Origin of the sequence: Salinimicrobium tongyeongense, from assembly GCF_026109735.1 — a bacterium.
GTDB classification, from domain to species: domain Bacteria; phylum Bacteroidota; class Bacteroidia; order Flavobacteriales; family Flavobacteriaceae; genus Salinimicrobium; species Salinimicrobium tongyeongense.
The window spans coordinates 2,985,595-3,008,910 of the sequence record NZ_CP069620.1; the positions used below are offsets into that span (position 1 = coordinate 2,985,595).

24 protein-coding genes are annotated in these 23,316 nt (G+C 45.4%); 9 read left to right on the forward strand and 15 right to left on the reverse strand.

Annotated features, from left to right (window positions below; translation table 11 throughout):
• Positions 1–115: 115 nt before the first annotated feature.
• The 4 genes from JRG66_RS13270 to JRG66_RS13280 form a co-directional block, all read right to left on the reverse strand.
• A complete protein-coding gene (locus JRG66_RS13270; RefSeq protein WP_265163252.1) occupies positions 116–949 on the reverse strand; it encodes an OmpA family protein in 834 nt (277 codons plus the stop codon).
• Positions 950–1,039: 90 nt separating this feature from the next.
• A complete protein-coding gene (locus JRG66_RS15665; protein ID WP_371875312.1) occupies positions 1,040–1,624 on the reverse strand; it encodes a glycosyltransferase family 2 protein in 585 nt (194 codons plus the stop codon).
• A 5-nt stretch (positions 1,625–1,629) separates the two neighbouring features.
• Positions 1,630–2,031, reverse strand: coding sequence for a glycosyltransferase (locus JRG66_RS15670; protein ID WP_371875313.1), 402 nt, complete (start codon positions 2,029–2,031; stop codon positions 1,630–1,632).
• A 61-nt stretch (positions 2,032–2,092) separates the two neighbouring features.
• Complete coding sequence (locus JRG66_RS13280; RefSeq protein ID WP_265163253.1) at positions 2,093–2,536, reverse strand: type I restriction enzyme HsdR N-terminal domain-containing protein; 444 nt, start codon at positions 2,534–2,536, stop codon at positions 2,093–2,095.
• A 60-nt stretch (positions 2,537–2,596) separates the two neighbouring features.
• Here JRG66_RS13280 and holA point away from each other — a divergent pair, with 60 nt between their 5' ends.
• The 6 genes from holA to JRG66_RS13310 all read left to right on the forward strand — a co-directional run bounded on the left by holA (position 2,597) and on the right by JRG66_RS13310 (position 8,408).
• Entirely contained in the window at positions 2,597–3,601 is a 1,005-nt protein-coding gene (holA, locus tag JRG66_RS13285) for a DNA polymerase III subunit delta (protein WP_265163254.1), read from the forward strand.
• A 1-nt stretch (position 3,602) separates the two neighbouring features.
• Positions 3,603–4,505 (forward strand): 1,4-dihydroxy-2-naphthoate octaprenyltransferase, encoded by a 903-nt coding sequence (menA, locus tag JRG66_RS13290; protein ID WP_265163255.1) that lies wholly within the window; start codon positions 3,603–3,605, stop codon positions 4,503–4,505.
• Positions 4,506–4,575: 70 nt separating this feature from the next.
• Entirely contained in the window at positions 4,576–5,256 is a 681-nt protein-coding gene (locus tag JRG66_RS13295; RefSeq protein ID WP_265163256.1) for a metal-dependent hydrolase, read from the forward strand.
• 9 nt (positions 5,257–5,265) lie between these two features.
• Positions 5,266–6,300 (forward strand): o-succinylbenzoate synthase, encoded by a 1,035-nt coding sequence (locus JRG66_RS13300; RefSeq protein ID WP_265163257.1) that lies wholly within the window; start codon positions 5,266–5,268, stop codon positions 6,298–6,300.
• Positions 6,301–6,308: 8 nt separating this feature from the next.
• Complete coding sequence (locus JRG66_RS13305) at positions 6,309–7,253, forward strand: CPBP family intramembrane glutamic endopeptidase (protein ID WP_265163258.1); 945 nt, start codon at positions 6,309–6,311, stop codon at positions 7,251–7,253.
• 51 nt (positions 7,254–7,304) lie between these two features.
• Positions 7,305–8,408 carry an AMP-binding protein gene (locus JRG66_RS13310; RefSeq protein WP_307726293.1) on the forward strand — a complete coding sequence of 368 codons (1,104 nt, stop codon included), beginning with the start codon at positions 7,305–7,307 and terminating at the stop codon, positions 8,406–8,408.
• 81 nt (positions 8,409–8,489) lie between these two features.
• On the opposite strand, the gene JRG66_RS13315 is transcribed toward JRG66_RS13310, so the two are convergent.
• The gene (locus JRG66_RS13315) at positions 8,490–10,133 is read right to left on the reverse strand and encodes a M1 family metallopeptidase (protein WP_265163259.1); all 1,644 of its coding nucleotides are present in this window, start codon (positions 10,131–10,133) and stop codon (positions 8,490–8,492) included.
• Between the two features lie 12 nt (positions 10,134–10,145).
• Positions 10,146–11,774 carry an acyl-CoA carboxylase subunit beta gene (locus tag JRG66_RS13320; protein ID WP_265163260.1) on the reverse strand — a complete coding sequence of 543 codons (1,629 nt, stop codon included), beginning with the start codon at positions 11,772–11,774 and terminating at the stop codon, positions 10,146–10,148.
• Positions 11,775–11,995: 221 nt separating this feature from the next.
• Here JRG66_RS13320 and JRG66_RS13325 point away from each other — a divergent pair, with 221 nt between their 5' ends.
• The gene (locus JRG66_RS13325; RefSeq protein ID WP_371875314.1) at positions 11,996–12,169 is read left to right on the forward strand and encodes a CAL67264 family membrane protein; all 174 of its coding nucleotides are present in this window, start codon (positions 11,996–11,998) and stop codon (positions 12,167–12,169) included.
• 156 nt (positions 12,170–12,325) lie between these two features.
• On the opposite strand, the gene JRG66_RS13330 is transcribed toward JRG66_RS13325, so the two are convergent.
• Positions 12,326–12,994, reverse strand: coding sequence for a porin family protein (locus tag JRG66_RS13330; protein ID WP_265163262.1), 669 nt, complete (start codon positions 12,992–12,994; stop codon positions 12,326–12,328).
• Positions 12,995–13,095: 101 nt separating this feature from the next.
• On the opposite strand from JRG66_RS13330, the gene JRG66_RS13335 reads away from it, so the two are divergent.
• Both JRG66_RS13335 and ettA read left to right on the forward strand, forming a co-directional pair.
• Positions 13,096–13,566: a DinB family protein gene (locus JRG66_RS13335; RefSeq protein ID WP_265163263.1), complete on the forward strand. Its 471-nt coding sequence runs from the start codon at positions 13,096–13,098 to the stop codon at positions 13,564–13,566.
• A 113-nt stretch (positions 13,567–13,679) separates the two neighbouring features.
• Positions 13,680–15,368: an energy-dependent translational throttle protein EttA gene (gene ettA, locus JRG66_RS13340; RefSeq protein ID WP_265163264.1), complete on the forward strand. Its 1,689-nt coding sequence runs from the start codon at positions 13,680–13,682 to the stop codon at positions 15,366–15,368.
• Between the two features lie 72 nt (positions 15,369–15,440).
• Here the strand turns inward: ettA and JRG66_RS15675 are convergent, their stop codons facing one another.
• The 8 genes from JRG66_RS15675 to hutI form a co-directional block, all read right to left on the reverse strand.
• Positions 15,441–15,590: a response regulator transcription factor gene (locus JRG66_RS15675; RefSeq protein ID WP_371875349.1), complete on the reverse strand. Its 150-nt coding sequence runs from the start codon at positions 15,588–15,590 to the stop codon at positions 15,441–15,443.
• Positions 15,527–16,027, reverse strand: coding sequence for a response regulator (locus JRG66_RS13345; protein ID WP_265163265.1), 501 nt, complete (start codon positions 16,025–16,027; stop codon positions 15,527–15,529). The genes JRG66_RS15675 and JRG66_RS13345 overlap by 64 nt, the downstream gene beginning before the upstream one ends.
• Positions 16,028–16,057: 30 nt before the next feature.
• Entirely contained in the window at positions 16,058–19,126 is a 3,069-nt protein-coding gene (locus JRG66_RS13350; RefSeq protein ID WP_265163266.1) for a ligand-binding sensor domain-containing protein, read from the reverse strand.
• 227 nt (positions 19,127–19,353) lie between these two features.
• Complete coding sequence (locus tag JRG66_RS13355) at positions 19,354–20,154, reverse strand: MBL fold metallo-hydrolase (protein WP_265163267.1); 801 nt, start codon at positions 20,152–20,154, stop codon at positions 19,354–19,356.
• Between the two features lie 63 nt (positions 20,155–20,217).
• Positions 20,218–20,676 carry a GNAT family N-acetyltransferase gene (locus JRG66_RS13360; RefSeq protein ID WP_265163268.1) on the reverse strand — a complete coding sequence of 153 codons (459 nt, stop codon included), beginning with the start codon at positions 20,674–20,676 and terminating at the stop codon, positions 20,218–20,220.
• Complete coding sequence (locus JRG66_RS13365; protein WP_265163269.1) at positions 20,677–21,027, reverse strand: DUF1622 domain-containing protein; 351 nt, start codon at positions 21,025–21,027, stop codon at positions 20,677–20,679. It abuts the gene before it with no gap.
• Positions 21,020–22,015 (reverse strand): formimidoylglutamase, encoded by a 996-nt coding sequence (locus JRG66_RS13370; RefSeq protein WP_265163270.1) that lies wholly within the window; start codon positions 22,013–22,015, stop codon positions 21,020–21,022. Before JRG66_RS13370 ends, JRG66_RS13365 begins: the two co-directional genes overlap by 8 nt.
• A complete protein-coding gene (gene hutI / locus JRG66_RS13375) occupies positions 22,016–23,251 on the reverse strand; it encodes an imidazolonepropionase (protein ID WP_265163271.1) in 1,236 nt (411 codons plus the stop codon).
• Positions 23,252–23,316 lie beyond the last annotated feature (65 nt).

A 23,316-nucleotide genomic window follows, 5' to 3' on the forward strand; every position in this document is an offset into this window, starting at 1 on the left:
GTGCTGAAGCTAATAAAAAAATATTATTATAAGTCTAATTTGCTGAAGATTAATTTGTTAAAAATAAAAAACCCGGCTCTAAGCCGGGTTTTCAAAAGTATGGTTATGGGTTTGCTTACTTTGCAGTCTGCATTCCTTCTTCAATAAGGTTGTAGAACTGATCAAGTTTTGGAAGAATCACAATACGGGTTCTTCTGTTCTTGGCCCTACCTTCAGCAGTTTCGTTTGAAGCTACAGGAACGTAGTAACTTCTACCCGCAGCAGTCATTCTTTGTGGCTGAACACCAAACTCTTCCTGCAATACGCGAACTACAGAAGTTGCTCTCTTAACAGAAAGGTCCCAGTTATCCTGAAGTACGGCATTTCTGATAGGCTTGTCATCGGTGTGACCTTCTACCATAAATTCAATGTCAGGACGGTTTTTCACAACAGTAGCCACTTTTCCAAGTACTTCTTTAGCACGGTCAGATACATTGTATTTTCCGCTTTCAAAAAGAAGTTTGTCAGAAATAGAAACATAAACAACGCCTTTTTCAACATTGATCTGAATATCTTCATCACTCATGTTTCCAAGAACACCTTTAAGGCTGGTAACCAAAGCAAGTGTTACAGAATCTTTTTTGGTGATGGCATCCTGCATACGCTGGATCTTGATATCCTTTTCCTTAATACTTTCCAAAGAGCGTTCAAGGTTTTCGGCTTCTTTCTTTGACAAAGTAGCAAGATCTCCAACGTTGTTCAACAGCGCAGTATTTTGGTTGCTCAACTGGCTAATTTGTTGGTTCAATCTTTCTTTTTCGTCTAAACAGGAGTTAAGTTTAACCGTGGCTGTGTTCAACTTGTCCTGAGTCTCCTTTTGTTGAGCTTCAAGCTCGGCATATTTCTTCTGAGAAACACAGGAAGAAAAAAGGAGCGCAGCAGTTGCCGATAAAAGCATGAATTTTTTCATAATTCTTAATTGTGTGATTAAATGTTAACGTTTCAAAAATACAAAATCTAAGGTCATTCCGAAATTTAAACAGTACATAATTAAAATAATTTAAAGTCTCTTAAATTCCTTCTTTCCCTGTAGATAATATCCAAATACAACGGACAGATTGTTATAATATTTTGTCTTTTTTGATGATGTCCTTCTTTTTCTCCACATTTTTCGTGCCTTTTTGTAAAACTGGAAATGCGCTTTTACAATGGCTGCTGTGTGTGAGGGCTTTAGCTGAAACAGGAATTTCACCCCCGCCAGTCCGTCCAGAAGTAAACGTAGAAATATTATGAGGAAAACTTTGTCTTGCGGGGCATTTTTCACCACCGTAAACAGGCTGTTCCTAAAATTTAGAAAGGTCTTGTGCGGGTGCATGGCATTCAAAGTGCCTCCTCCCAGATGGTAAACCTTAGAGGCGCCCACTGCTTTTACTTTGAGGCCGCTATTGTGAAGCCGCCAGCAAAGGTCTATTTCTTCCTGGTGGGCAAAAAAATCTTCGTCGAACCCACCTGCCTCAAAAAAGGCATTTTTACGTATCACCATACAGGCCCCGGTAGCCCAGAAGATCTCCCTGGTATCGTCATACTGCCCCCTGTCCTGCTCAAGCGTGTCAAAAATACGGCCGCGGCAGTAGGGGTAGCCCATGGCATCTATATACCCCCCGCAGCCCCGGCGTACTCAAAAAAGTCTTTTTTCCGGTAGTTTAAGATCTTCGGCTGGAGGGCAGCCAGCTGTTTATCCTGCTCCATTTCAGCCAGCAATGGCCGTAACCATCCTTCAGTTACCTCTACATCGCTGTTGAGGAGCACAAAAATGTCTTCTTTCAGGTGTTGAAGGGCGTCATTATAGCCTTTGGCAAACCCGCCGTTAGTTTTATTCTGAATAAGCTTTACCTGCGGAAAACCTTTCCGAAGAAATGGCACCGACTCATCGGTAGAGGCATTATCGGCTACATACACGGTGGCTTCAGGAGAATTTTGAACCACCGAAGGCAGGAACTGCTGCAATAAAGCTTTTCCGTTCCAGTTAAGAATGACCACTGCTACTTTCACAGGTGCAAATTAAAGAAAATTATAAGGTTGAGGCTTTACGGGGTTTCAAAAATGGCATTTTTTAAGCCCATTCCGGAAGGTCGGGCAAAAAGTGATATTTCTCGGCTTTATAGTCTAACCGGCAAAAATAGTGCTTAAGCCCATTGGTGACCATCAGGTAATCGGCCTGCAGGGCCAGGTTATAACGCGCAATCTGGTCAAAGGTGTCCTGGCTAATAGGGACAGAGGCCGCCTTACATTCTACCACCAGGTGAATATCACCATTGGGTTTATAGGCCAGCACATCATACCTTTTTATAAGGTCGTGCAGCTTCACCTGTTTTTCAACATTGAGCAGGCTCTTCGGAAATTTCTTTTCCTGAAGAAGAAACTGCACCACGTGCTGGCGCACCCATTCTTCGGGCGTGAGCAAAACAAATTTTTTCCGAAGCTCATCAAAAACAGCTATTTTATTTTCGCTATTTTTGAGCCGAAATGAGTACCGGGGGAAGTTTAGTGAATGCATGCCCAAAAGTAAGATTTTTTCAGAAGAAACTTCTTTTAGTCCCTCTCCAAAACCAGCTTTATGGATGACGTAAAAAATATAGTGACTGCCATTAAAAAAGGGGATATTAAACCCATTTATTTTTTAACGGGAGAAGAGCCGTATTTTATTGATAAGATTTCAGATTATATTGAAGACCACGTGCTGCCCGAAGAAGAAAAGGGCTTTAACCAGATGGTACTCTATGGGCGCGATGTGAGTGTTGATGATATTATTGGCAATGCCAAGCGTTTTCCCATGATGGCCGAGCGGCAGGTGATTATTGTTAAGGAAGCCCAGGACCTTTCGCGTAGCATTGAGCAACTCCTGCCTTACGCCGAAAATCCGCAGCCCACCACCGTGCTGGTCATTAATTACAAGTACAAAAAACTCGACAAGCGCAAAAAGCTGCACAAGGCGATTGCCAAAACCGGCGTGATCTACGAAAATAAAAGGCTGTATGAGAACCAGGTGGTAGACTGGATCCAGAAAGAGATGCACACGCGCGGCTACCAAATGGCCCCCAAGGCCGCTCAAATGCTGCTGGAGTTCTTGGGCAATCAGCTGGATAAGATCGATAATGAACTGAAGAAACTTCAGCTTATTGCCCCAAAAGGAACCAGCATTACGCCCGAGCTTATCGAAGAAAATATAGGAATAAGTAAAGATTTCAATATTTTTGAGCTGCGAAAGGCAATTGGGACTAAAGACAACCTGAAGGCACACCGAATTATCAACTATTTTTCGCAGAACGAGAAAGACCATCCTATGGTGATGACCGTGGGAATGTTGTTCAGTTTCTTTGTGCAGTTACAGCAGTACCACGCCCTTAAAGACCAGTCTGAAGCCAACGTGGCCCGGGCACTAAAAGTCAACCGTTTTTTTGTGAAAGACTATGCCACTGCTGCCCGAAATTACAACATGAAGAAAGTGAGCAGTATTATTTCCTATTTGCGGGAAGCCGATGTGAAGAGCAAGGGGGTAGGAGCAGCCAACGTACCACAGGCTGACCTTTTGAAGGAACTGCTTGTCAAAATTATCAATTAGTATGGCAAATTTAGATACCTGGGTAAGTGCGGCAAGGTTAAGAACGCTTCCGCTTTCCATTTCGGGGATTTTAGTTGGGAGTGCTATAGCCGTGGCCCAGGATGAATTCAACTTCGTGATCTTTGCACTGGCATTGGCCACCACCCTTGGGTTGCAGATACTTTCTAACTTTGCCAACGATTATGGCGATTTTGTAAAAGGTACCGACAATGAAGAGAGGGTGGGGCCGCAACGTGCCCTTCAAAGTGGAATGATGACACGGGAGGAAATGTTCTGGGGAATGATCGTTACCGGCATCATTACCTTTCTTTTTGCCGTTACCCTTATTTATCTGGCTTTTGGCACCCGCAGCCTGTTCTACGGGCTGGTGTTCTTGGCATTGGGGATTGGGGCCATAGCAGCAGCAGTAAAGTATACAGTGGGAGATTCGGCTTACGGATATAGAGGTTTGGGCGACGTGTTTGTGTTCGTGTTCTTCGGACTTGTTGCAGTGTACGGGAGCTATTTTCTCTACGCCATGGAATGGGACTGGCGGGTATTTTTGCCGGCCGCCACTATTGGGTTTCTAAGTGCCGGCGTGCTCAACCTTAACAATATGAGAGACCGCGCTGCCGATGCCAAAGCCGGAAAGAACACCCTGGTGGTTAAAATTGGAGATGCCCATGCAAAGCATTACCACTATTTTCTCCTGCTGGCAGCCTTTGCCTGTATGATACTTTATTCGGCTTTTTCTTTTACAGGTATAGACGATCTCCTGTACCTCATAGCTTTTGTGCCGCTTTTGCTTCACCTTAAAAGGATCATGGAGAACAAAAACCCCATACTGCTCGATCCCGAACTTAAAAAACTCGCTTTAGGCACTTTTTTACTGGCTGTCCTTTTTGGGGTTGGCCAAATATTATAAGCCTCAAAAATGCCATTTTTGGAAGGTCTTTCGGGCAGGATTTCGTATTTTGTTTTGAAAATATCACATTATGAAAATTACTCATTACGCACACAGCACTTTTGCAATAGAAGTTAAGGGAATCCACCTTTTGGTAGACCCATTCATCTCGGGTAACGAGAAGGTGAAAGGGAAAGTGAATATTGATGACCTCAGGGCCGATTACATCCTGCTAACCCATGCGCATCAGGATCACACGCTGGATGCCGAAGCCATTGCCAAACGTACCGGCGCAGTGATCATCAGTAATTTTGAAATTGCTACTTATTACGAAAACAAGGGGCTGGAAGTACATCCTCTTAATCACGGCGGAAAATGGAGCTTTGATTTTGGAACCGTAAAGTATGTAAATGCCATTCATACCAGCTCTTTCCCCGATGGCAGTTACGGCGGCCAGCCCGGCGGATTTGTCATTGAAGGCGAGCACAAAAACATTTATATTGCCGGTGACACCGCCCTTACAATGGATATGAAGCTCATCCCCATGCACACCAGTCTCGACCTGGCCATTCTGCCTATTGGCGATAATTTCACCATGGGGGTAGACGACGCCATTATTGCCAGCGATTTTGTGCAGTGCGACAAGATTCTGGGCTGCCACTATGATACTTTTGGCTACATTGAAATTGACCATGAAGAGGCAAAAAGGAAATTCTACGAAAAAGGGAAAGACCTTATGCTGCTTGAGGCAGGAGAAAGTATAGAACTTTAAACAACATAGGTGCAGGCAGGTTATCACAAGTATATTCTGAATTTTAAACGCCCCAGCGGTACTTCCCGGGGCGTTCTTACGCAAAAGGAAACCTGGTTCCTTATTCTGAAGCAAAACGGAAATACAGGAATTGGAGAGTGCGGCATTTTAAGAAGCCTTAGCTACGACGATCGTCCGGGCTATGAAGAAAAGCTGAAGTGGGTGTGCGAGAACATAGGCATGGGCAAAGAAAAGCTCTGGGAGGAACTTCGCGAATTTCCCAGCATACAGTTTGGGGTAGAAATGGCCTTCAGGTCTTTAGGGGCACAGGATCCGTTTCTTTTATTTCCTTCGGAATTTACTTCCGGAAATGCTTCCATGGCAATCAACGGACTCGTTTGGATGGGGGAGGAGCAATTCATGAAAGAGCAGATTGTTCAGAAGATCGAAGAGGGCTTCAGGTGTATCAAACTGAAAATTGGCGCTATAGATTTTGAAACCGAAATAAAGTTGCTAGGCTTCATCAGGCGGGAATTCACTTCCGAAGAAATGGAAGTAAGAGTAGATGCCAACGGGGCTTTTAAACCTTCCGAAGCATTAGAAAAACTGAAGCGTCTCAGTGAGCTGGAACTCCATAGCATAGAACAGCCCATCAAACAGGGCCAGCCTGAAGAAATGGCCGTTCTTTGTGAAAAAACGCCTTTGCCTATTGCCCTCGATGAAGAATTGATTGGCGTAACAACATTTTCTGAAAAAAAAGCGCTGCTGGAAAAAATTCAGCCTCAATATGTCATTTTTAAGCCCAGCCTCATTGGCGGGATTAAGGGCACAAATGAGTGGATTGAGCTTAGCGGCGACCTAAATATTGGCTGGTGGATTACCAGTGCGCTTGAAAGTAACGTGGGCTTAAATGCCATTGCACAGTACACTTACAGGCTTAACAATCCTATGCCGCAGGGGCTTGGCACAGGAGCTTTGTACACCAATAATTTTGAGGCCCCTCTTGAAGTGGAGCATGGAAAATTGTGGTACCGCCCCAACAAAAGCTGGAATTTTAATCTATAACAACAACTATGTTCATACAACAGGCATTTAAGGCCAAGACCGACTGGTGGCGCTATGTAATAGGGCTAATCATCATTTTTTTAGGATGGCAGCTCTTTGGGGCCATACCCTGGTTTGGTGCCATAATTCTCGAGGCCGGCCCCGATGTGCTTACCTTATCACAGGGAGAATTGATGAGGGTGCTCGACTCCAATCTCAATTTTTTCCTCTTGCTGCTGTCTTTTGCCGTTGGCCTGGCTGCCCTGTTTTTTGTGGTGAAGTTCCTGCATCAGCAAAAGATCAAAGACGTGACCACTTCACGCAGAAAAGTAGACTGGGGCAGGTTTTTCTTTGGTTTCAGCATTGTGGCTGTGTTTACGGTTGTTACCACGCTCATTGACTATAACATGCAGCCCGAAGACTACCTGTGGAATTTTGACATGGTTCCTTTTCTCATTCTCGCAGCTATTGCCCTAATCATGGTGCCGCTGCAAACAAGCTTTGAAGAATACCTTTTTCGCGGGTACCTCATGCAGGGAATTGGGGTGCTGGCTGGCAACAGGTGGCTGCCCCTGGTCATTACTTCGGTGATCTTTGGAGGCCTTCACCTGTTCAATCCTGAAGTGGAAAAAATGGGGTACATTATTATGGTGTACTACATTGGGACCGGATTCTTGCTCGGAATCATGACCCTCATGGATGAAGGCATGGAACTGGCACTGGGTTTTCACGCCGGGAACAACCTTGTGGGTGCCCTATTGGTCACAGCCGACTGGACTGCGTTTGAAACCAACTCGGTATTAAAAGATGTATCCGATCCTCAGGCCGGAATTGACGTTCTTTTGCCCATTGTAATTGTATATCCGGTGTTCCTGTTTTTAATGGCCAAAACTTACCGATGGAACAACTGGAAGGAAAGGCTTTTTGGAAAGGTACCTAAACCAGAACCCATAAACTATTCCGAAGAAATTTAGTTTTTCTGAACAATTCGTTAACTTTAGCATTTGATCGTTAAATATGACGAAATGATGCAAACCAAATTCAGCTTACCCGAAACCCATCCCGAATTCAGGCTAAACGGGCTCCACTATAGCAATGAAGACCTGGCCGCTGTGGCTTACAGCCTCATAAAAGAAGGCGAGCCCTATGAAGGCCAGGCAGGAAATTTTCTTTTAGACTGGCTCAACGATAAGGAATATATTGAGGTGAAGACTTCAGGTTCTACAGGGCCTCCAAAGAGAATTCCTATTAAAAAACAGCAAATGGTCAACAGTGCCCGGGCCACGGGAAAATATTTTGAGCTGGGGCCGCGCACTACCGCATTGCACTGCCTTCCGGTGAATTTTATTGCAGGGAAAATGATGCTGGTACGGGCTATGCTGCTGGGCTGGAAGCTGGATCTTGAACTTCCCAAAGCCAATCCGTTAGACCGCATTTTCAAGACCTATGATTTTTGTGCCATGACGCCTTTTCAGCTGGATAATTCCCTTAGCCGGCTGCACCTTATCAAAAAACTGATCGTTGGCGGCGGGGCTGTATCGGGCAACCTGCGCAATCTCGTGCAGGGGATCAATACCGAAGTTTACGAAACTTACGGCATGACCGAGACAGTCTCTCACATTGCAGCCCGCCATATAAATTCAAAGGCCAAAAAGGCAGAAGAACCGCTGCCGTTTACCACGCTTCCCAATGTAAAAATTGATGTAGATGACCGCAGCTGCCTGGTGATCGAAGCCCCGCAACTCACCGATGACCGGCTGGTAACCAATGATGTGGTGGAACTTATTTCTGAAAACAGCTTTGTGTGGAAAGGCAGGATAGACAACCTCATCAATTCGGGGGGTGTGAAGCTGCATCCCGAAGAGATTGAAGCCAAGCTGGCGCCAATCATTGCCCACAGGTTCTTTATCACTTCCCTGCCCGATGCGGCACTGGGCGAAAAGCTGGTTTTGATGGTAGAAAGTCAGTTTTCAGAAGTGGCGCTCAACAACCTTGAAAGGGAGATTAGGGCCTGCAGAAAGCTGGGGAAATATGAGATCCCGAAGAAGATCTATTTCGTTGAAAAATTCGAGGAAACGGCCAATGGCAAGATCCATCGCGCCAACACCCTTAAAAGCAGGGTCGATTAATTTTTCTTCGGAAGCTGTTTACTAAAAAAGTCGGGACCAAATCCCGACTTTTATTTTACTGAAGTGTCAAAAATGGCATTTTTAAGCCTGCTTCAGGTTTTGACGTTTTATGTAGAACTCATCTTCCTGCACCTGTACTGCTTCAGGAGAATTTACCTGCTGTTCAAGTTTTTGCCATTTTTCCGTAGGATAGAGGCGAAGCTCTTTTCCGTCAATAACAACATCTATCGGCATATCAAAGCCTTCAACATCAGCCTGCCACCTGTAGAGAATGCGGCCTTTTTTCTGCTTAAACTGCAATTCAGGCAGAGCGGCATACCTCAGGTACTGGTCAAAAACAGGCTGCAGGTCGTACTTTATGGCAGCGTTAAAGAAATCTTCGGTCGTTTTGGTGCTAATGATCTTATGGCGATTACTTTCAGTATAATCTTTTAGGGTTTTCCACCACAAATCGTCGTTATTATAGATATTTCTAATGGTGTTTAGCAGGTTGGCGCCCTTGTAGTACATATCGCCAGAGCCTTCACTGTTCACGCCATACGTGCCAATGATCTTTGTGCTGTTGGCAATGTTGTTCCTTATGCCCTGCAGGTAATCGAGGGCTTCCTGTTTACCCCAGCGGCATTCAATGTAAACTGCTTCAGAATAACTGGTGAAGCCTTCATGGATCCACATATCGGCAATATCTTTTGCCGTAATGCTGTTGCCAAACCACTCGTGCCCAGATTCATGGATGATGATAAAATCCCATTTAAGGCCCACGCCCGTGCCGCTTAAATCCCTGCCCAAATACCCCATTTGGTACTCGTTGCCATAGGCCACGGCACTTTGGTGCTCCATGCCCAGGTAAGGGGTTTCCACCAGTTTAAAACCGTCTTCTTCGAAGGGGTAAGCCCCAAATTTTTCGTAGAAGCAGTTCATCATAAATTTCACTTCTTCAAACTGTTTTTTGGCCTTTTCGAGGTTGTAGGGCAGCACGTAATAATCGAGGTCGAGATGGCGGAACCTGTCTTTAAAATGAACATAGTTGCCAATATTCACCACAATGTTGTAGTTGTTGATGGGGTTGTTCACCTTCCAGTTCCAGCGGGTATAGCCGTTGTCGAGGATTTCCTTTCCGAGGAAACGCCCGTTAGACACGTTCATGAGGTCGTTGGGAACAGCGATTCCAATAAGGGCTTCTTCGGGTTCATCGCTCTGGTGGTCTTTGTTTGGGTACCAGAGGCTGGCTCCCGTTCCCTGAACCGCAACCGCGATCCATGGATTGCCCTGCCGGTCTTTTTCGAAGACAAATCCGCCGTCCCAGGGGGCATTTTTGGCAACTATCGGATTTCCGGAGTAATAGAACAGGATAGAGTCTACCGCATTTTTTTCTACCTGCGGAATTAAATCGATAAAAACAGCATCATGCCGCCGCTTATACTCCATTTTTTTTCCGCGGAAGACAACAGAATCTACTTTCATGTTCCTGAAGAGGTCTACCTGCATTACGGGCAGGTCTTCTTCAGCCTTAAAACTGATCCCGTTATACCCTGAAATGAACTTCTTTTCGGGCACCACTTTTACCTGCAGGTTGTACTTCAAAACATCATATGCGCGTTGGGGCCTTAAAGACCCGCGCAGGGTATCGGCTTCGGTGAATTGAGATTTATTGCTAAGCACCTGGCCCTGTAGGGGTACAGCTGCAAGAAGTAGAATAAAAATAAAGGAGGTGAAAAATCGCATTTTTGAAAGGTATTAGGTCTGGATCACACCCAGGTTAAAGTCTTTTTCGATAGGAGCATTATTGGCGGCTTCAATTCCTGTAGAAATCCATTTCCTGGTGTCCAGGGGATCTATTACCGCATCGGTCCATAAATGGGCGGCAGCGTAATACGCTGAAGTCTGCCTGTCGTACCTGGCTTTGATCTCGTCAAAAACTTTTTTCTCCTTTTCGGCGTCTACTTTTTCACCTTTTTTCTCCATGGCTGCAGTTTCAATCTGGGCCAACACTTTAGCGGCCTGGGTGCCGCCCATCACGGCAAGTTCGGCACTGGGCCAGGCGAAAATGAGGCGGGGGTCGTAAGCTTTTCCGCACATGGCGTAATTTCCGGCCCCGTAAGAGTTTCCAATGATCACTGTAAATTTTGGGACCACCGAATTACTTACGGCATTTACCATTTTTGCCCCGTCTTTGATAATGCCGCCATGTTCGCTCTTGCTGCCCACCATAAATCCGGTGACATCCTGAAGAAAGACCAGCGGAATTTTCTTCTGATTACAATTGGCTATGAAGCGGGTGGCTTTATCGGCCGAATCTGAGTAGATGACCCCGCCAAATTGCATCTCTTTTTTGGCACTTTTGACAATCTTGCGCTGATTGGCCACTATACCCACGGCCCAACCGTCTATTCGGGCGTAGGCGGTGATGATGGTTTGCCCGTAACCTTCCTTGTACTCCTGGAATTCAGAATTATCTACCAGCCTGGCAATGATCTCGCGCATATCGTACTGTTCGTTGCGCTGCTTTGGGAGGATCCCGTAGATATCTTCCGGATCTTTTGCAGGTTTCACCGGGTCTTTGCGGTTGTAGCCGGCCTTGTCGTTATCCCCAATCTTATCTATAAGCCCTTTAATGGTATTGAGGGCGTCTTTATCATCTTTGGATTTATAATCGGTAACGCCGCTAATTTCACTGTGGGTGGTAGCGCCACCCAGGGTTTCATTGTCGATAGATTCGCCAATTGCGGCTTTTACGAGGTAACTTCCGGCCAGGAAGATGCTTCCGGTTTTATCTACAATAAGGGCCTCATCACTCATTATTGGCAGGTAAGCCCCGCCGGCAACACAACTTCCCATCACGGCAGAGATTTGAGTAATGCCCATGCTGCTCATAATGGCGTTATTTCTAAAGACCCTTCCGAAGTGTTCTTTATCGGGGAAGATCTCATCCTGCATGGGGAGGTAAACCCCGGCCGAATCTACAAGGTAAATGATGGGCAGGCGGTTTTCAATAGATATTTCCTGTGCGCGCAGGTTCTTTTTTGCGGTAATGGGAAACCAGGCACCGGCTTTTACGGTGGCGTCATTAGCCACCACGATACATTGTTTGCCAGAGATCTTTCCAATCTTCACCACCACGCCGCCACTGGGGCAACCGCCGTGTTCCCTGTACATGCCGTCTCCTGCAAAAGCCCCAATTTCAATAGCTTCCCGGGCATCGTCAAGCAAATAATCTACCCTTTCGCGGGCGGTCATTTTGCCTTTGGCGTGGTGTTTTGCAATGCGTTTTTCGCCGCCGCCCAACTTTACCTCCTTGAGGCGCCGCTTAAGCTCTGATACTAAAAGTTTGTTGTGGTCTTCGTTCTTGTTGAATTCAATATCCATTTATAAGATCTAAAAGTCGTTGTGGTTACACATCTACCCTCTAAAAAGCTGTGTAGATTTATCAATGGTCGCTAAAATACAAAAACCCTGCAACTAAAAATCCTTATAAAAACATATAAAAATGCGATCTTTGTCATAGAAGAGGTCATTTTACAATACTACTTTTACGGCCTTTTGGCAAAGACTGCCACAACACTAATTACTCGCTGCACAAGATGGGAATGAATAAGAACACGATTTTTGGATGGGCATCATTTTGCATGCTCCTTATAGGTATTGCCCTGGTTTTACTCGGGGTACTCAAGTACAGGGACCACGCAATTGGCTTCTCTACCGTAGGCATTGGCTTCTTTGTAATGTCTTGGGCTTTTAATGCTTTAAAGGGAAGGGTTTAAAAATGGTATTTTCTCCCGGGATTTTTCCTGAAGAAATCGGAAACAAAAAACCTAACAGATCAAACCATAACTTTTTGAACTGAAGATTCATCCTGTCTTTTTTGAAGCAACCTTCAGTAGCAGGTATTTTGGCCTGGCAGAGCTTTGGGCTTTGATTTAAAAGGAAAATCCGAAACCAATATTGGCGATCAAGCCTTTAAAAATTATATCTGCCGAAGCTAATTCTTCTTCAAAATCGTAAATATCCCTCTCTGTGGTGCCATCGGGATACCTCACCTGGTAATCTATGGTTTTGGGAAGAGAGGAGAAGGAGTAGCCAATTTCTGGCCGAAAGTAGAACAGGCCGCCCAGCTTTGCACCCAGTTTTACATTGAAGGAACTGTGGTTGTAATCAATATACCCGGTGCCATTCATGCCGTTTTCATTGACATCTGTCTGGCCTTCAAATTTCATTTGGCCATAGCTCACGCCTGCATAGAGGCCTTTTCCTGCTTTAAAAATATAGTAATTTAATCCGCCTTCAATGTAGGAGTAACTTAGATCTGTAGTTTCGGTGTTACCAGATTCTTCTTCAGATAAAAACCAATCAGATTCTATGGTCGAATAATCCAAGCTTACAGAAAGCCTGTCGTTTAAAAGCGGGGTTACGTATTCCACATTTCCGCCCACGATGTTTGGAAACCCTATTTTTACCCCCAGGCGTATTGGTCTTACCTTATAATCCCTTTCTTCCGGCAGCCGCTCCTGCGCCTGTGTAAAACCGGTGTGAAAAAGCAAAGTAGCCAGGGCTAAAAAGAAGAGTGGGGTGGTGGTAAATACTTTCATGGCGCAAATATTATGTTACTTCTGAAAGATATCTCATTAAAAATGAGGCTGCAATACCCATAAATAAGTAATTTTAAAGGAATTCAAATTCAGTTCATTCTATGGAAAAAATGAAAGAAAGCCTGGTGAAGCATTTAAAAGGGGGCGAAGCCTTTATGCCGATAGAAAAGATGATTGAAAAAATACCTTTTTTGGAACTTGGGAAAAGACCGGCAGGTTTACCTTATTCGTTTTATGAGCTTTTTTCTCATATTCGATTTACCCAAAAAGATATTCTTGATTATTGTACACAGGCAAATTATGAAGCCCCCGAATGGCCGCAAGATTACTGGCCAGCAAATTCAAGGCCCAATGATGAGAAGGCCTGGAAGGAGCTGGTAGACGTTTATTTCAGGGAGAGGGATATGCTGGCCACACTTATACTTTCCGAAGAAAAAGATCTTATGGACACTGTGCCTTCAGGTAAAAAACATACGCTGTTAAGGGAAGTTCTGCTGGTTATTGAGCACACGACCTATCACAGCGGGCAGCTTTTAATTCTCTTAAGGCACCTGGGGCTTCATTCGTCCTGAAAATATTCCGAAGCAGGCATAAAATCAATTCTAAAATTATGATATTTGTCTGTTAGAATAAACCGGGAGTTCTGTGCCAGAACCTCGAAATAATAAACTGAAAACAGCATTTTATGGCAGATGATAAGAAAGTAATTTTCTCGATGTCGGGAGTTACAAAGACCTACCAGTCAGCAAATACGCCGGTACTCAAGAATATTTACCTGAGTTTCTTTTACGGGGCAAAAATCGGGATTCTTGGTCTCAACGGTTCGGGAAAATCGACCTTGCTCAGGATTATAGCAGGGGAAGAAAAGAATTACCAGGGAGATGTGGTGTTTGCACCAGGCTATTCGGTGGGATACCTTGAACAGGAGCCAAAACTTGATGACGAAAAGACGGTACTTGAAGTGGTAAAGGAAGGAGCAGCCGAGACCGTAGCCATTCTTGAAGAGTACAACAAGATCAACGATATGTTTGGTCTTCCCGAAGTCTACGAAGATCCCGATAAGATGCAGAAGCTTATGGACAAGCAGGCTGCCTTGCAGGACCAGATTGATGCCAGCAATGCGTGGGAACTGGATACCAAACTCGAAATTGCCATGGATGCGCTTAGAACGCCCGATCCTGATAAGAAGATTGGGGTACTTTCGGGAGGGGAACGAAGAAGGGTAGCATTGTGCCGCTTATTGCTTCAGGAGCCCGATGTATTACTTCTGGATGAGCCTACCAACCACCTTGATGCCGAATCGGTACTGTGGCTGGAGCAACACCTTCAGCAGTATAAAGGAACGGTGATTGCCGTAACGCACGACCGTTATTTCCTCGATAATGTAGCCGGATGGATCCTTGAACTTGACCGGGGGGAAGGAATCCCATGGAAGGGGAATTATTCTTCATGGCTTGATCAAAAAGCCAAACGCCTTGCCCAGGAGCAAAAACAGGCGAGCAAACGCCAGAAGACCCTGGAACGGGAGCTGGAATGGTCAAAAATGGCACCCAAAGGCAGGCAGGCAAAGCAAAAAGCACGTTTGAACAATTACGACAAGCTGCTTAGCCAGGATCAAAAACAAATGGACGAACAGTTGGAGATCTATATTCCCAACGGCCCGCGTTTGGGAACAAACGTAATTGAGGCCAAAGGGGTGAGCAAGGCTTTTGATGACAAGCTCTTGTACGACGATCTTAATTTTAAATTACCGCAAGCCGGAATTGTTGGAATTATCGGACCAAACGGTGCCGGTAAAACCACGATCTTCAAGATGATCATGGGAGAAGAAAAACCCGATAAAGGTACTTTTGAAGTGGGGGATACCGCAAAGATCGCCTATGTAGACCAGAGCCACACCAATATTGATCCTGAAAAGACCATTTGGCAGAACTTTAGCGATGAGCAGGAGTTGGTGCTTATGGGTGGCCGCCAGGTGAATTCGAGAGCTTATCTAAGCAGGTTTAACTTCAGCGGAAGTGAGCAGAACAAGAAGGTGAGCAAATTGTCTGGTGGGGAGAGAAACCGCCTGCACCTGGCCATGACCCTCAAAGAAGAAGGCAACGTGCTGCTTCTGGATGAGCCTACCAACGATCTTGACGTAAACACCCTGCGAGCCCTGGAAGAAGGTCTTGAAAATTTTGCAGGTTGTGCGGTGATCATCTCCCACGACCGCTGGTTTATGGACAGGGTTTGTACCCATATCCTCGCATTTGAAGGCAATTCTGAAGTGTATTTCTTTGAAGGCAGCTTCTCTGAATATGAAGAGAACAAAAAGAAACGCCTTGGGGATGTCACTCCAAAAAGGATTAAATACAAAAAGCTGGTACGCTAAGTATTAGCACGATTTTTATAATATCCATTATTAACTGAAGCTTCAGTTGATAATGGATATTTTTTTATTGATTTATAACCGGTTGGAAAGTACAAACCTTATCAATTCCCCTTTTTTGTTGAGCTGAAGCTTTTCTTTGATATTCTTCACATGCGTATCTACGGTAAATTTGGAGATACAGAGTTCTTTTCCAATAACTTTGTTGGTCTTGTAGCAAGGGATTGCAGGATCTCCACCTCACGTTTGCTCAGTTTTTCGGTTACTGAAGTATCCTGTGCGGGCTGAATGTAATTTTCACGGTTTTTTAGTGCCAGGTTGAGGGTGGTGAGTAACTGCTGATTGTTGAATGGCTTCAGAATATAGGCATAGGGGCTAACTTCTTCGGCATGCTCCATGACCTGCGGATTGGAATAGGCTGTAAGGAAAATGACCGGCCCGTGTTGATCAAGTTGATGAAATTTCTGAATGATCTCAATACCATTCATTCTGTCCTGCAGGTTGATATCGCAAATTACCCCACTAAAGCTCTCATGCTGCAGGCTTTCAATGGCCTTATCTACATTTGAAGAAATAGAGACTTCGTAAGAATTCTTTTTTAGAAAAATCCGCAAGCTTTCGGCGATAATGATTTCATCTTCAATGATCAGGATTTTATTCATAAGCAGTTAGGTTTAAGAACGCGGTGAAACTTAACATTTAAATCGGATAACAATATGGGCTCCTGCGGGTACCTTCAGGATCTCGAGGTTGCCCTTTAACTGTCGCGCCAGGTTTTCTACAAGATTAAAGCCCAGGGAATTTTCATCTTTGAAATTATCAGGGATTCCTATGCCGTTGTCTTTATAATCTAGCCTTATGAGTTCGCCTTTCCGGGAAAGGGAAATTTCGATCTTCTTGTTGTGGTCATTATGGTCCGGAAAAGCATGTTTCAGCGAATTGGTAACCAGTTCATTGATAATAATGCCCAGGGGGGTGATACATTTTTTGTGTACTTCCAGCACTTCCAGGTTAAAATCTAAATATACCCCCTCGTCCATAAAGCTCACGAGTTCCCTGGCGAGGCTGGAGACGAATTCATCCAGCTTAAAATTTTCACCAGGTTTTTTGGCACCTAACAAATCGTGAATGGCAGCAATGGTAAACAGCCTGTTTTGAGCCGCCTGAAGGTTATTCCTGGCCAATTCATCCTGAATAGTCTCTTTTTGGATATCGAGCAAACTGGCAATGAGCTGGAGGTTGTTCTTTACGCGGTGGTTGAGTTCCTGCATCAAAAAAGCAATGTTGTTTTTTTGCTCTTTTGCCAGGTGCATGGCCTCACTTAGATCGTGATTTGTTTTCCTGAGCTCGGCAGTGCGGCCTTCCACCATTTGGTGAAGGCGCAGGTTCTCAGCTTTTTTCAGGTTGTACCTGTACAGGTAAATCCCGGTGATAAGCAGTAGGAAGAAGAGAATGGCAAAAGCCCTGAACCAGGCAGTTTTATACCAGGGGGCTTTTATGGTTAGCACGAGGGAATCTGGTGCTCCCCATTGCAAATCATTGTTGCTGCCTTTTACCAGGAAGGTGTACGTGCCGGGGTTGAGGTTGGTGTAAGTGGTACTGCGTTCTTTGGTTACCGGGCGCCAGTCTTTATCAAAACCCAGCATCTTAAACTGGTAAGTGTTCTTCTGCGGAAGCAAAAAATTAAGTGCCGTGAATTTAAAGGTAATTACGTTCTCATCGTGTTCAAAAGAAAGTGTGTCGGTATAAATAACATTACGTTTAATGGGCGTTCCAAAGAGCTCTACCTCTTCAATAATCGTTCTTCCGGCGTGGGTATTTACAGGTATACTGTCGGCATGGAATTTATTGTAGCCGTTCATACCCCCAAAATACAGGTAGCCCAGGCTGTCTTTATAAGCGGCCTTGCCATTGAATTCGTTGTTCTGTAGCCCGTCCTGTTCTGTAAAGTTGGTAAAAGTTTCAGTTTCCCGGTCAAATTTTGAAAGTCCGCGGTTTGTACTTACCCAAATATCGTTGTTATTATCGGTGAGCACGCCGTAGATAAAATCATTTGGCAGCCCCGGCTGTTCCAGGTAAGAAGTGATTTCGTCTGTCTGCAGATTGAGCCTGTTAAGACCCTGGGCAGTGCCAACCCAGAGGTTGTTCATTTCGTCCTGGGCAATACTAAATACCCTGTCGTTGCTAAGTGATGCTTCGGAATTTTTTTTATGGGAATATTTCCGGGTTTCGTTGCCCGAAATTCTATAGAGCCCGTCATCGGCTCCCAGCCAGATGGTCCCGTCTTTGCCAATGAACGAAGCGCGCGACCTGTGAAGGTCCCTGCCGTTGATCTTTACCGGATGAGCCTTCAGGGTTTGCGGGTTAACCGTATATATTCCGCTGGCCCAGGTGCTTACCCACATACTGTCTTTAGACAGCGGAATGATCTCGGCCACATCCCGGTCAGGGATCCCGGTAAGTGGCGTAACCTCTCTAAAATGGTCTTTTTGGCGGTTGTATTTCTCGAGCCCCTGGTCAAATCCGCCTCCCCAAATTTGCCCCTGCGAATCTTTCACCAGCGTATACCCCAATTTATTGGTGCGGTATAGATCGTAGGTTCCCAACTCCAAATCGTGTTTCACAAAGCCTATGGCAGTAGCCATCCAGAGGGTTTGGCCTTCCCTCAAAAAGTTGAAGATGCTTATAAAATCTTTTTCCGGTTCATTTTTTAGTTCAATGCGCTTCGGAATAAATTTTTGGCGGGCCGGGTGATAGTAGAACATGCCCTTTCCCTGTGATCCCATCCACACGCCCCGGCTGGCATCCTGTTTTATCTGAAGTATTTCTACTGGTGAGAATACTTCCTTTTCAAAACCTGCCAGCACCACTGGTTTAAATTCATAAGTATGTTTATTGAGAAACTTCAGGCCCTTTGTGCCGCCCAGCAGGTAGTAATCTTTGTTCCAGTCAAAGAAACAGCGTATGCCCGATTCCTGTTGGGGTTCCCCAATAAGCTCCAGGCCTTCCGAAGAGAAAGAGTACTCAAAAAGCCCTTTTTGACTCCCTATTAAAATGTTATTATCGGCTGTTTTCTGAAATGCGTGCACCGGATTATTGTCCAGCAAATCGAATTCAGGCATATCTGCAACCTTCATTTCCTGAAGGTCAAGCTTCAGTATACCATTAAAGTAGGTGCCCAGCCAGATGTTTTCTTCGGAATGATTGATGAGGCCCAGCACGTAATCATTGGCCGCCGGGTTGGGCAGGGGAAGGATGCTAACCTCACCTGACCGCCTGTCAATAAGAATGCAGTTTTTGAGCGTGCTTGCCAGCAAATACCGGCTGTTGACTTCAAAAATGCCGTGGGTAAAACTGAGGGAAGCATCGGCGGCAATTTTTTCGTGCTCCCTATAATGGATAAACCTGTCCTGCGACGGAATATAGGCCTGCACCGAATGGGTATTGGTACCCAGCCACAGCGTGTCGTTCCTGTAAAGCAGCCCGCGGATGTGATCATCGGTAAGGCCGGTGTTTCCATCGGCACCCTGGGAATAGGTGTGCATGTTATAACCGTTAAACCTGTTGAGCCCGTCTTCGGTGCCTGCCCACAGGTAGCCATTTTCATCAAAATCAAATTGCAGAACATTGAGTTGGGAGAGGTCCTGCTTCTGGGCTATTTGCGAAACCCGAAGCGTGTCACCGGTAGGTAACTCCAAATTTTGCGCCCAGCCGGCACAGGTAATAAAGGCAATAAAAATTAGATGTAAAGTTTTCCCCATACTTTTCCCTGAGCTCTAAAACTAAGTATTTTTAAAAGGAATTTATAAAATATTTATGAAAATTCTTCTTTTGAATTATTGAAATACAAGCTGTTGCATTTTTCCGAAGTAAAGTAAAAGCAAAGAAGATTTTCAAAAAAGGCGTTTTTCAATGATCATCTGAAGTTCAATAATGAAAAAACCCGCTTTTTTTAGCGGGTTTAAATTTTGAAATCTAATGTGAAAAATTAAGATTCATCTTCGGGGTACCAGTTGGCCAGCACCACTTCTACCTCGCTGTTGCCTTGGTTTACCAGTTGTTTGAATTTATCAACATCGGCTTTTCCATCCTGTCCGCGAAAGTGGTACGGATATACTTTTTCGGGTGCAAATTCTATCACGGCATCTGCGGCTGCATCAACCGGCATGGTGTAAGGCAGGTTCATTGGCACCAGCGCAAGATCTATGTTTTCGAGCTTTCTCATTTCCGGGATGTCTTCGGTGTCTCCGGCTATGTAAAGTCTTTGTCCGTCTTTTTCAAGAACATATCCGTTGCCGCGGCCTTTGGGGTGAAATTGTTTGGCCTCTTCGCGCAGGTTGTACATGGGAATGGCTTCAATAGCAATCCCGTTTTGGCTTATATTTTCTCCGTTGTTCATCACTTTGATCTTTGTGGCTAAAGAATCGGGCAGCTCATCTTTTACGGCCTGCGGGGCAATTACTGGCGTGTCGCCAAGGTTCAGGGCAGCCAGGGTTTCGGCACTCATGTGATCTCCGTGTATGTCGGTCACCAGCACAAAATCAGCTTCATCCATACCTGCAAATGCTTCGGCGCCTCCCACCGGGTCTAAGTAAATGGTGGTTTCGCCCCAGTTGATCACGGCAGTGGCATGCGAAATGGGATTGATGTCTATTTGGGCAGTATCTGTAGCGGCGGCTGTTTCTCCTTCCAGCACGTCTTCTCCCGTAACGGCGGGAATTTCGCGGTTTTCATTTTTACATGATAAGAGCGAACCGGCCAGCATGGCGAATAGTAAAATACGTTTCATAAAATTCAGTTTCCAATAAAGCTAATGAAAACTGAAGCTTTCTCCCTTAAATTTAATACTACTTTAAGAAAGCGGAAGTTCCATTTTAATGTCGCCGCGGGCATAAGGATTGTTCTCCCCAATGGGAATTTCCCTGAACCCGTACTTTTTGTAGATGTGAATGGCGTTTTCCAGCTTTCGGTTAGAATAAATAATGAGCTTTTCCCAGGCTTTGTTCCTGGCAAAATTTAGCGTGTGCTGCATTAGTTTTTGTCCCACTTTCTTTCCTCGGGCATCGGGCCTTACCGCCATTTTTGTGAGTTCAAAAACCCCTTCGTCCATTTTCATCAAAGCCACCGTACCAAGGATTTTCTGGTTTTCACGGGCAAAAAAGATGTTGCCTCCCGGTTCAATAATGTATTTTTCCGGCTTTCCCAAAACTTCTTCATCATGAGGTTCTACCCAAAAATAATGTTCCAGCCATTCAATATTAAGTTGCCTGAAATCTTCGGCATACTGTTGTTCAAAAGATATAATTTCCATTTAGTCTCCAATTTCCCGCTTTTGCCAGGGCCATTTCCCCTCAAGCTCCACCTGCAAAGAAAGGCTTAAAAAAGTTCTTATGAGCACAATTACGCCAAGTACAAGCACATTGTTCATTGTGGGGTCTGTACTCACCGTGGCAATAATATCGCCGGCCACCAGGAATTCGAGACCCAGTAAAATGGCCTTTCCCAAATCGTGGCGAAAGGTGCGGTAAGAGCTGCCGTCTTCGTGCCGGTCAAAAAAGTAGCGCCAAAGTGCAAAAATTGGCCCTATGATCATGACCAGAACCCCGGCAACTTCAATGCCCAGCGCGGCCCATTCCACATAATGTTGTACAGTTTCATGCATGTGCTTTCTCTTTTAAGAAATCGGTTACTAAATAACTTAGCGCCTTTCCGGTAGGGAAATTATCGGCTGCCACAGCTTCACAAATGTGAAGATAGCAACAATTTAGTTCTTTTGCAGCCTCCCTTAACAGCTCCCGGGCCTCATCAAGCTCAAGGCCCGAAGGCGAAACAGCGCTGCTGGGGAAGTTTGCCACCGCATCACAATCCAGTTCGAGGCCAAATTTTTTATCTTTCACAAAGTCGAGCTGCTCCAAAAATGCCATTTTTCGCTTATGCTTCGGAAGCTCTTCAAGCAGGCTGTATTGAAGTGCTTCGGAAGCATCCATTGCTTCGAAAATGTACTGCGGAGTGTAATTGCGGTGCAGGCCAAAAACAGAATACTTCTCTAAAAAGCCATATTTGAGGGCGTAGCTAAAGCCGTTGCCGCTGTGACGGTGTTCCAGCCTTCGCAAATCGGTGTGCGCATCTATGTTCAGCACGTTGATGGCATGGACCAAAGCTTCGGCCGCACCTTTGATGTTTCCGTAGGCATTGTTATGGCCACCGCCAATGACCACAGGGAATTTCCCGGCTAAAATGACATTTTTGACAAGTTCGCTTACTGCGGAATCCAGCTGCTCTACAAGATCGCCCAGTTTTTGCACGTAATTGGGGTCTGAAACATCAATGTTCCCGGCTTTTTGCATCACTTCGGAAGTATTGATCTCCCCCAAAAGCAGTATATTTTCTCCCGAATTAAACTGGTTTTCCTGAACATTCAGAAATGTTTTCAGAAATGCCTGCCATGCGTTTGAAGTTCCGGGGTTCCCGAAGTTTGCCCGCACGCCAATATCTTCAGGGATCCCAAAAATGACAAATCTTGCTCCCGATTTTTGTACGTCTTCAAAACTCGTGGCCACCTTAATTTTTTCTCCCAGCCTGGTTTCTCCCTGCCGGGTGGAGATCAGCTTTGAAACCTGTTTTTCAGAATAAAATTTTATCCTATTCATTTAGAGCTTTTTTCCGTTGATGTAGACCGAGTCGATGTGGTTGGCGCCAAAGGAGTAGGGCAGGAAGCCGTAAGACGGGATCTCTTCGGTGAGGATGAGGTTTGCGGCCTTGCCCCTGGTGATACTGCCGTGGGTGTCGAGAATATCCATGGCATAAGCCGCGTTAATGGTAGCGGCATTTATGGCTTCTTCGGGGTTCATCTTCATCTTTATACAGGCCAGTGAGATCACCAGGTTCATGTTTCCGTTGGGCGTGCTTCCGGGGTTGTAATCGGTGGCCAGGGCAAGTGGCAGTCCGGCATCGAGGATTTGTCGTGCCGGGGAGTAGGGAATTCCGAGGAAAAGAGAGCAGGAGGGCAGTGCTACCGGCATGGTGCCACTGCCTTTTAAAGCCTCAATATCTTCGGGCTGCATCACTTCCAGGTGGTCTACAGAAAGGGCATTATGCGCCACTGCCGCTTTGATGCCGCCAATGGCATTGAACTGGTTCACATGGATCTTGGGCCTGAGACCATATTTTTGCCCGGTTTCAAGGACACGGTGGGTATCTTCTACTGAAAAATAGCCTTTTTCGCAGAAAATATCCACGTAATTGGCCAGGCTTTCTTCGGCTACTTTTGGGATCATTTCGTTGACCAGCAGGTCGAGATAACCGTCTTTATCATTCCTGTATTCGGGCGGAATGGCGTGGGCGCCCAAAAAGGTCGCTTTTACGGGCAATTTATAGTTTTCTTTCAGCTTTTTGATCACCCGCAGCATTTTGAGTTCGGCAGCAGTAGTCAAACCGTAACCCGATTTGATCTCAATGGCCGTGGTGCCCATCTTCATCACTTCCTCCAGCCGCCTGGCCGATTGCAGGTAGAGCTCCTCTTCAGAAGTTTCCTGCAGTTTTATGGCCGAATTTACTATTCCGCCGCCTTTTTCGGCAATTTCTTCATAAGTGAGGCCGTTAATGCGGTCTATGAATTCCTGTTCTCTGTTTCCGGCGTACACCAGGTGCGTATGGGAGTCGATCCAGCCCGGCAGCAGGAATTTTCCGGCGGCATCTACTTCAGAAACTCCTTCAAAAGAGGGAAGATCCTGCATTTTTCCGAAGTCGGCAATTTTCCCGTCCTCCACGAGCAACCAGGCGTTGTCTATCACGGGAAGTTGCTTCATTTCGCTGCCGCTTAAAGGTTTAAGAGTTTTCTCTCTTACCTGTACGAGCTGTTTGATGTTCTTAAAGATGGTTTTCATATCGTAAAGATAAAAAAGTGATGAGAACCTACAGGGCCGGCCAAAGAGGAGTCTCAAAAATGGCA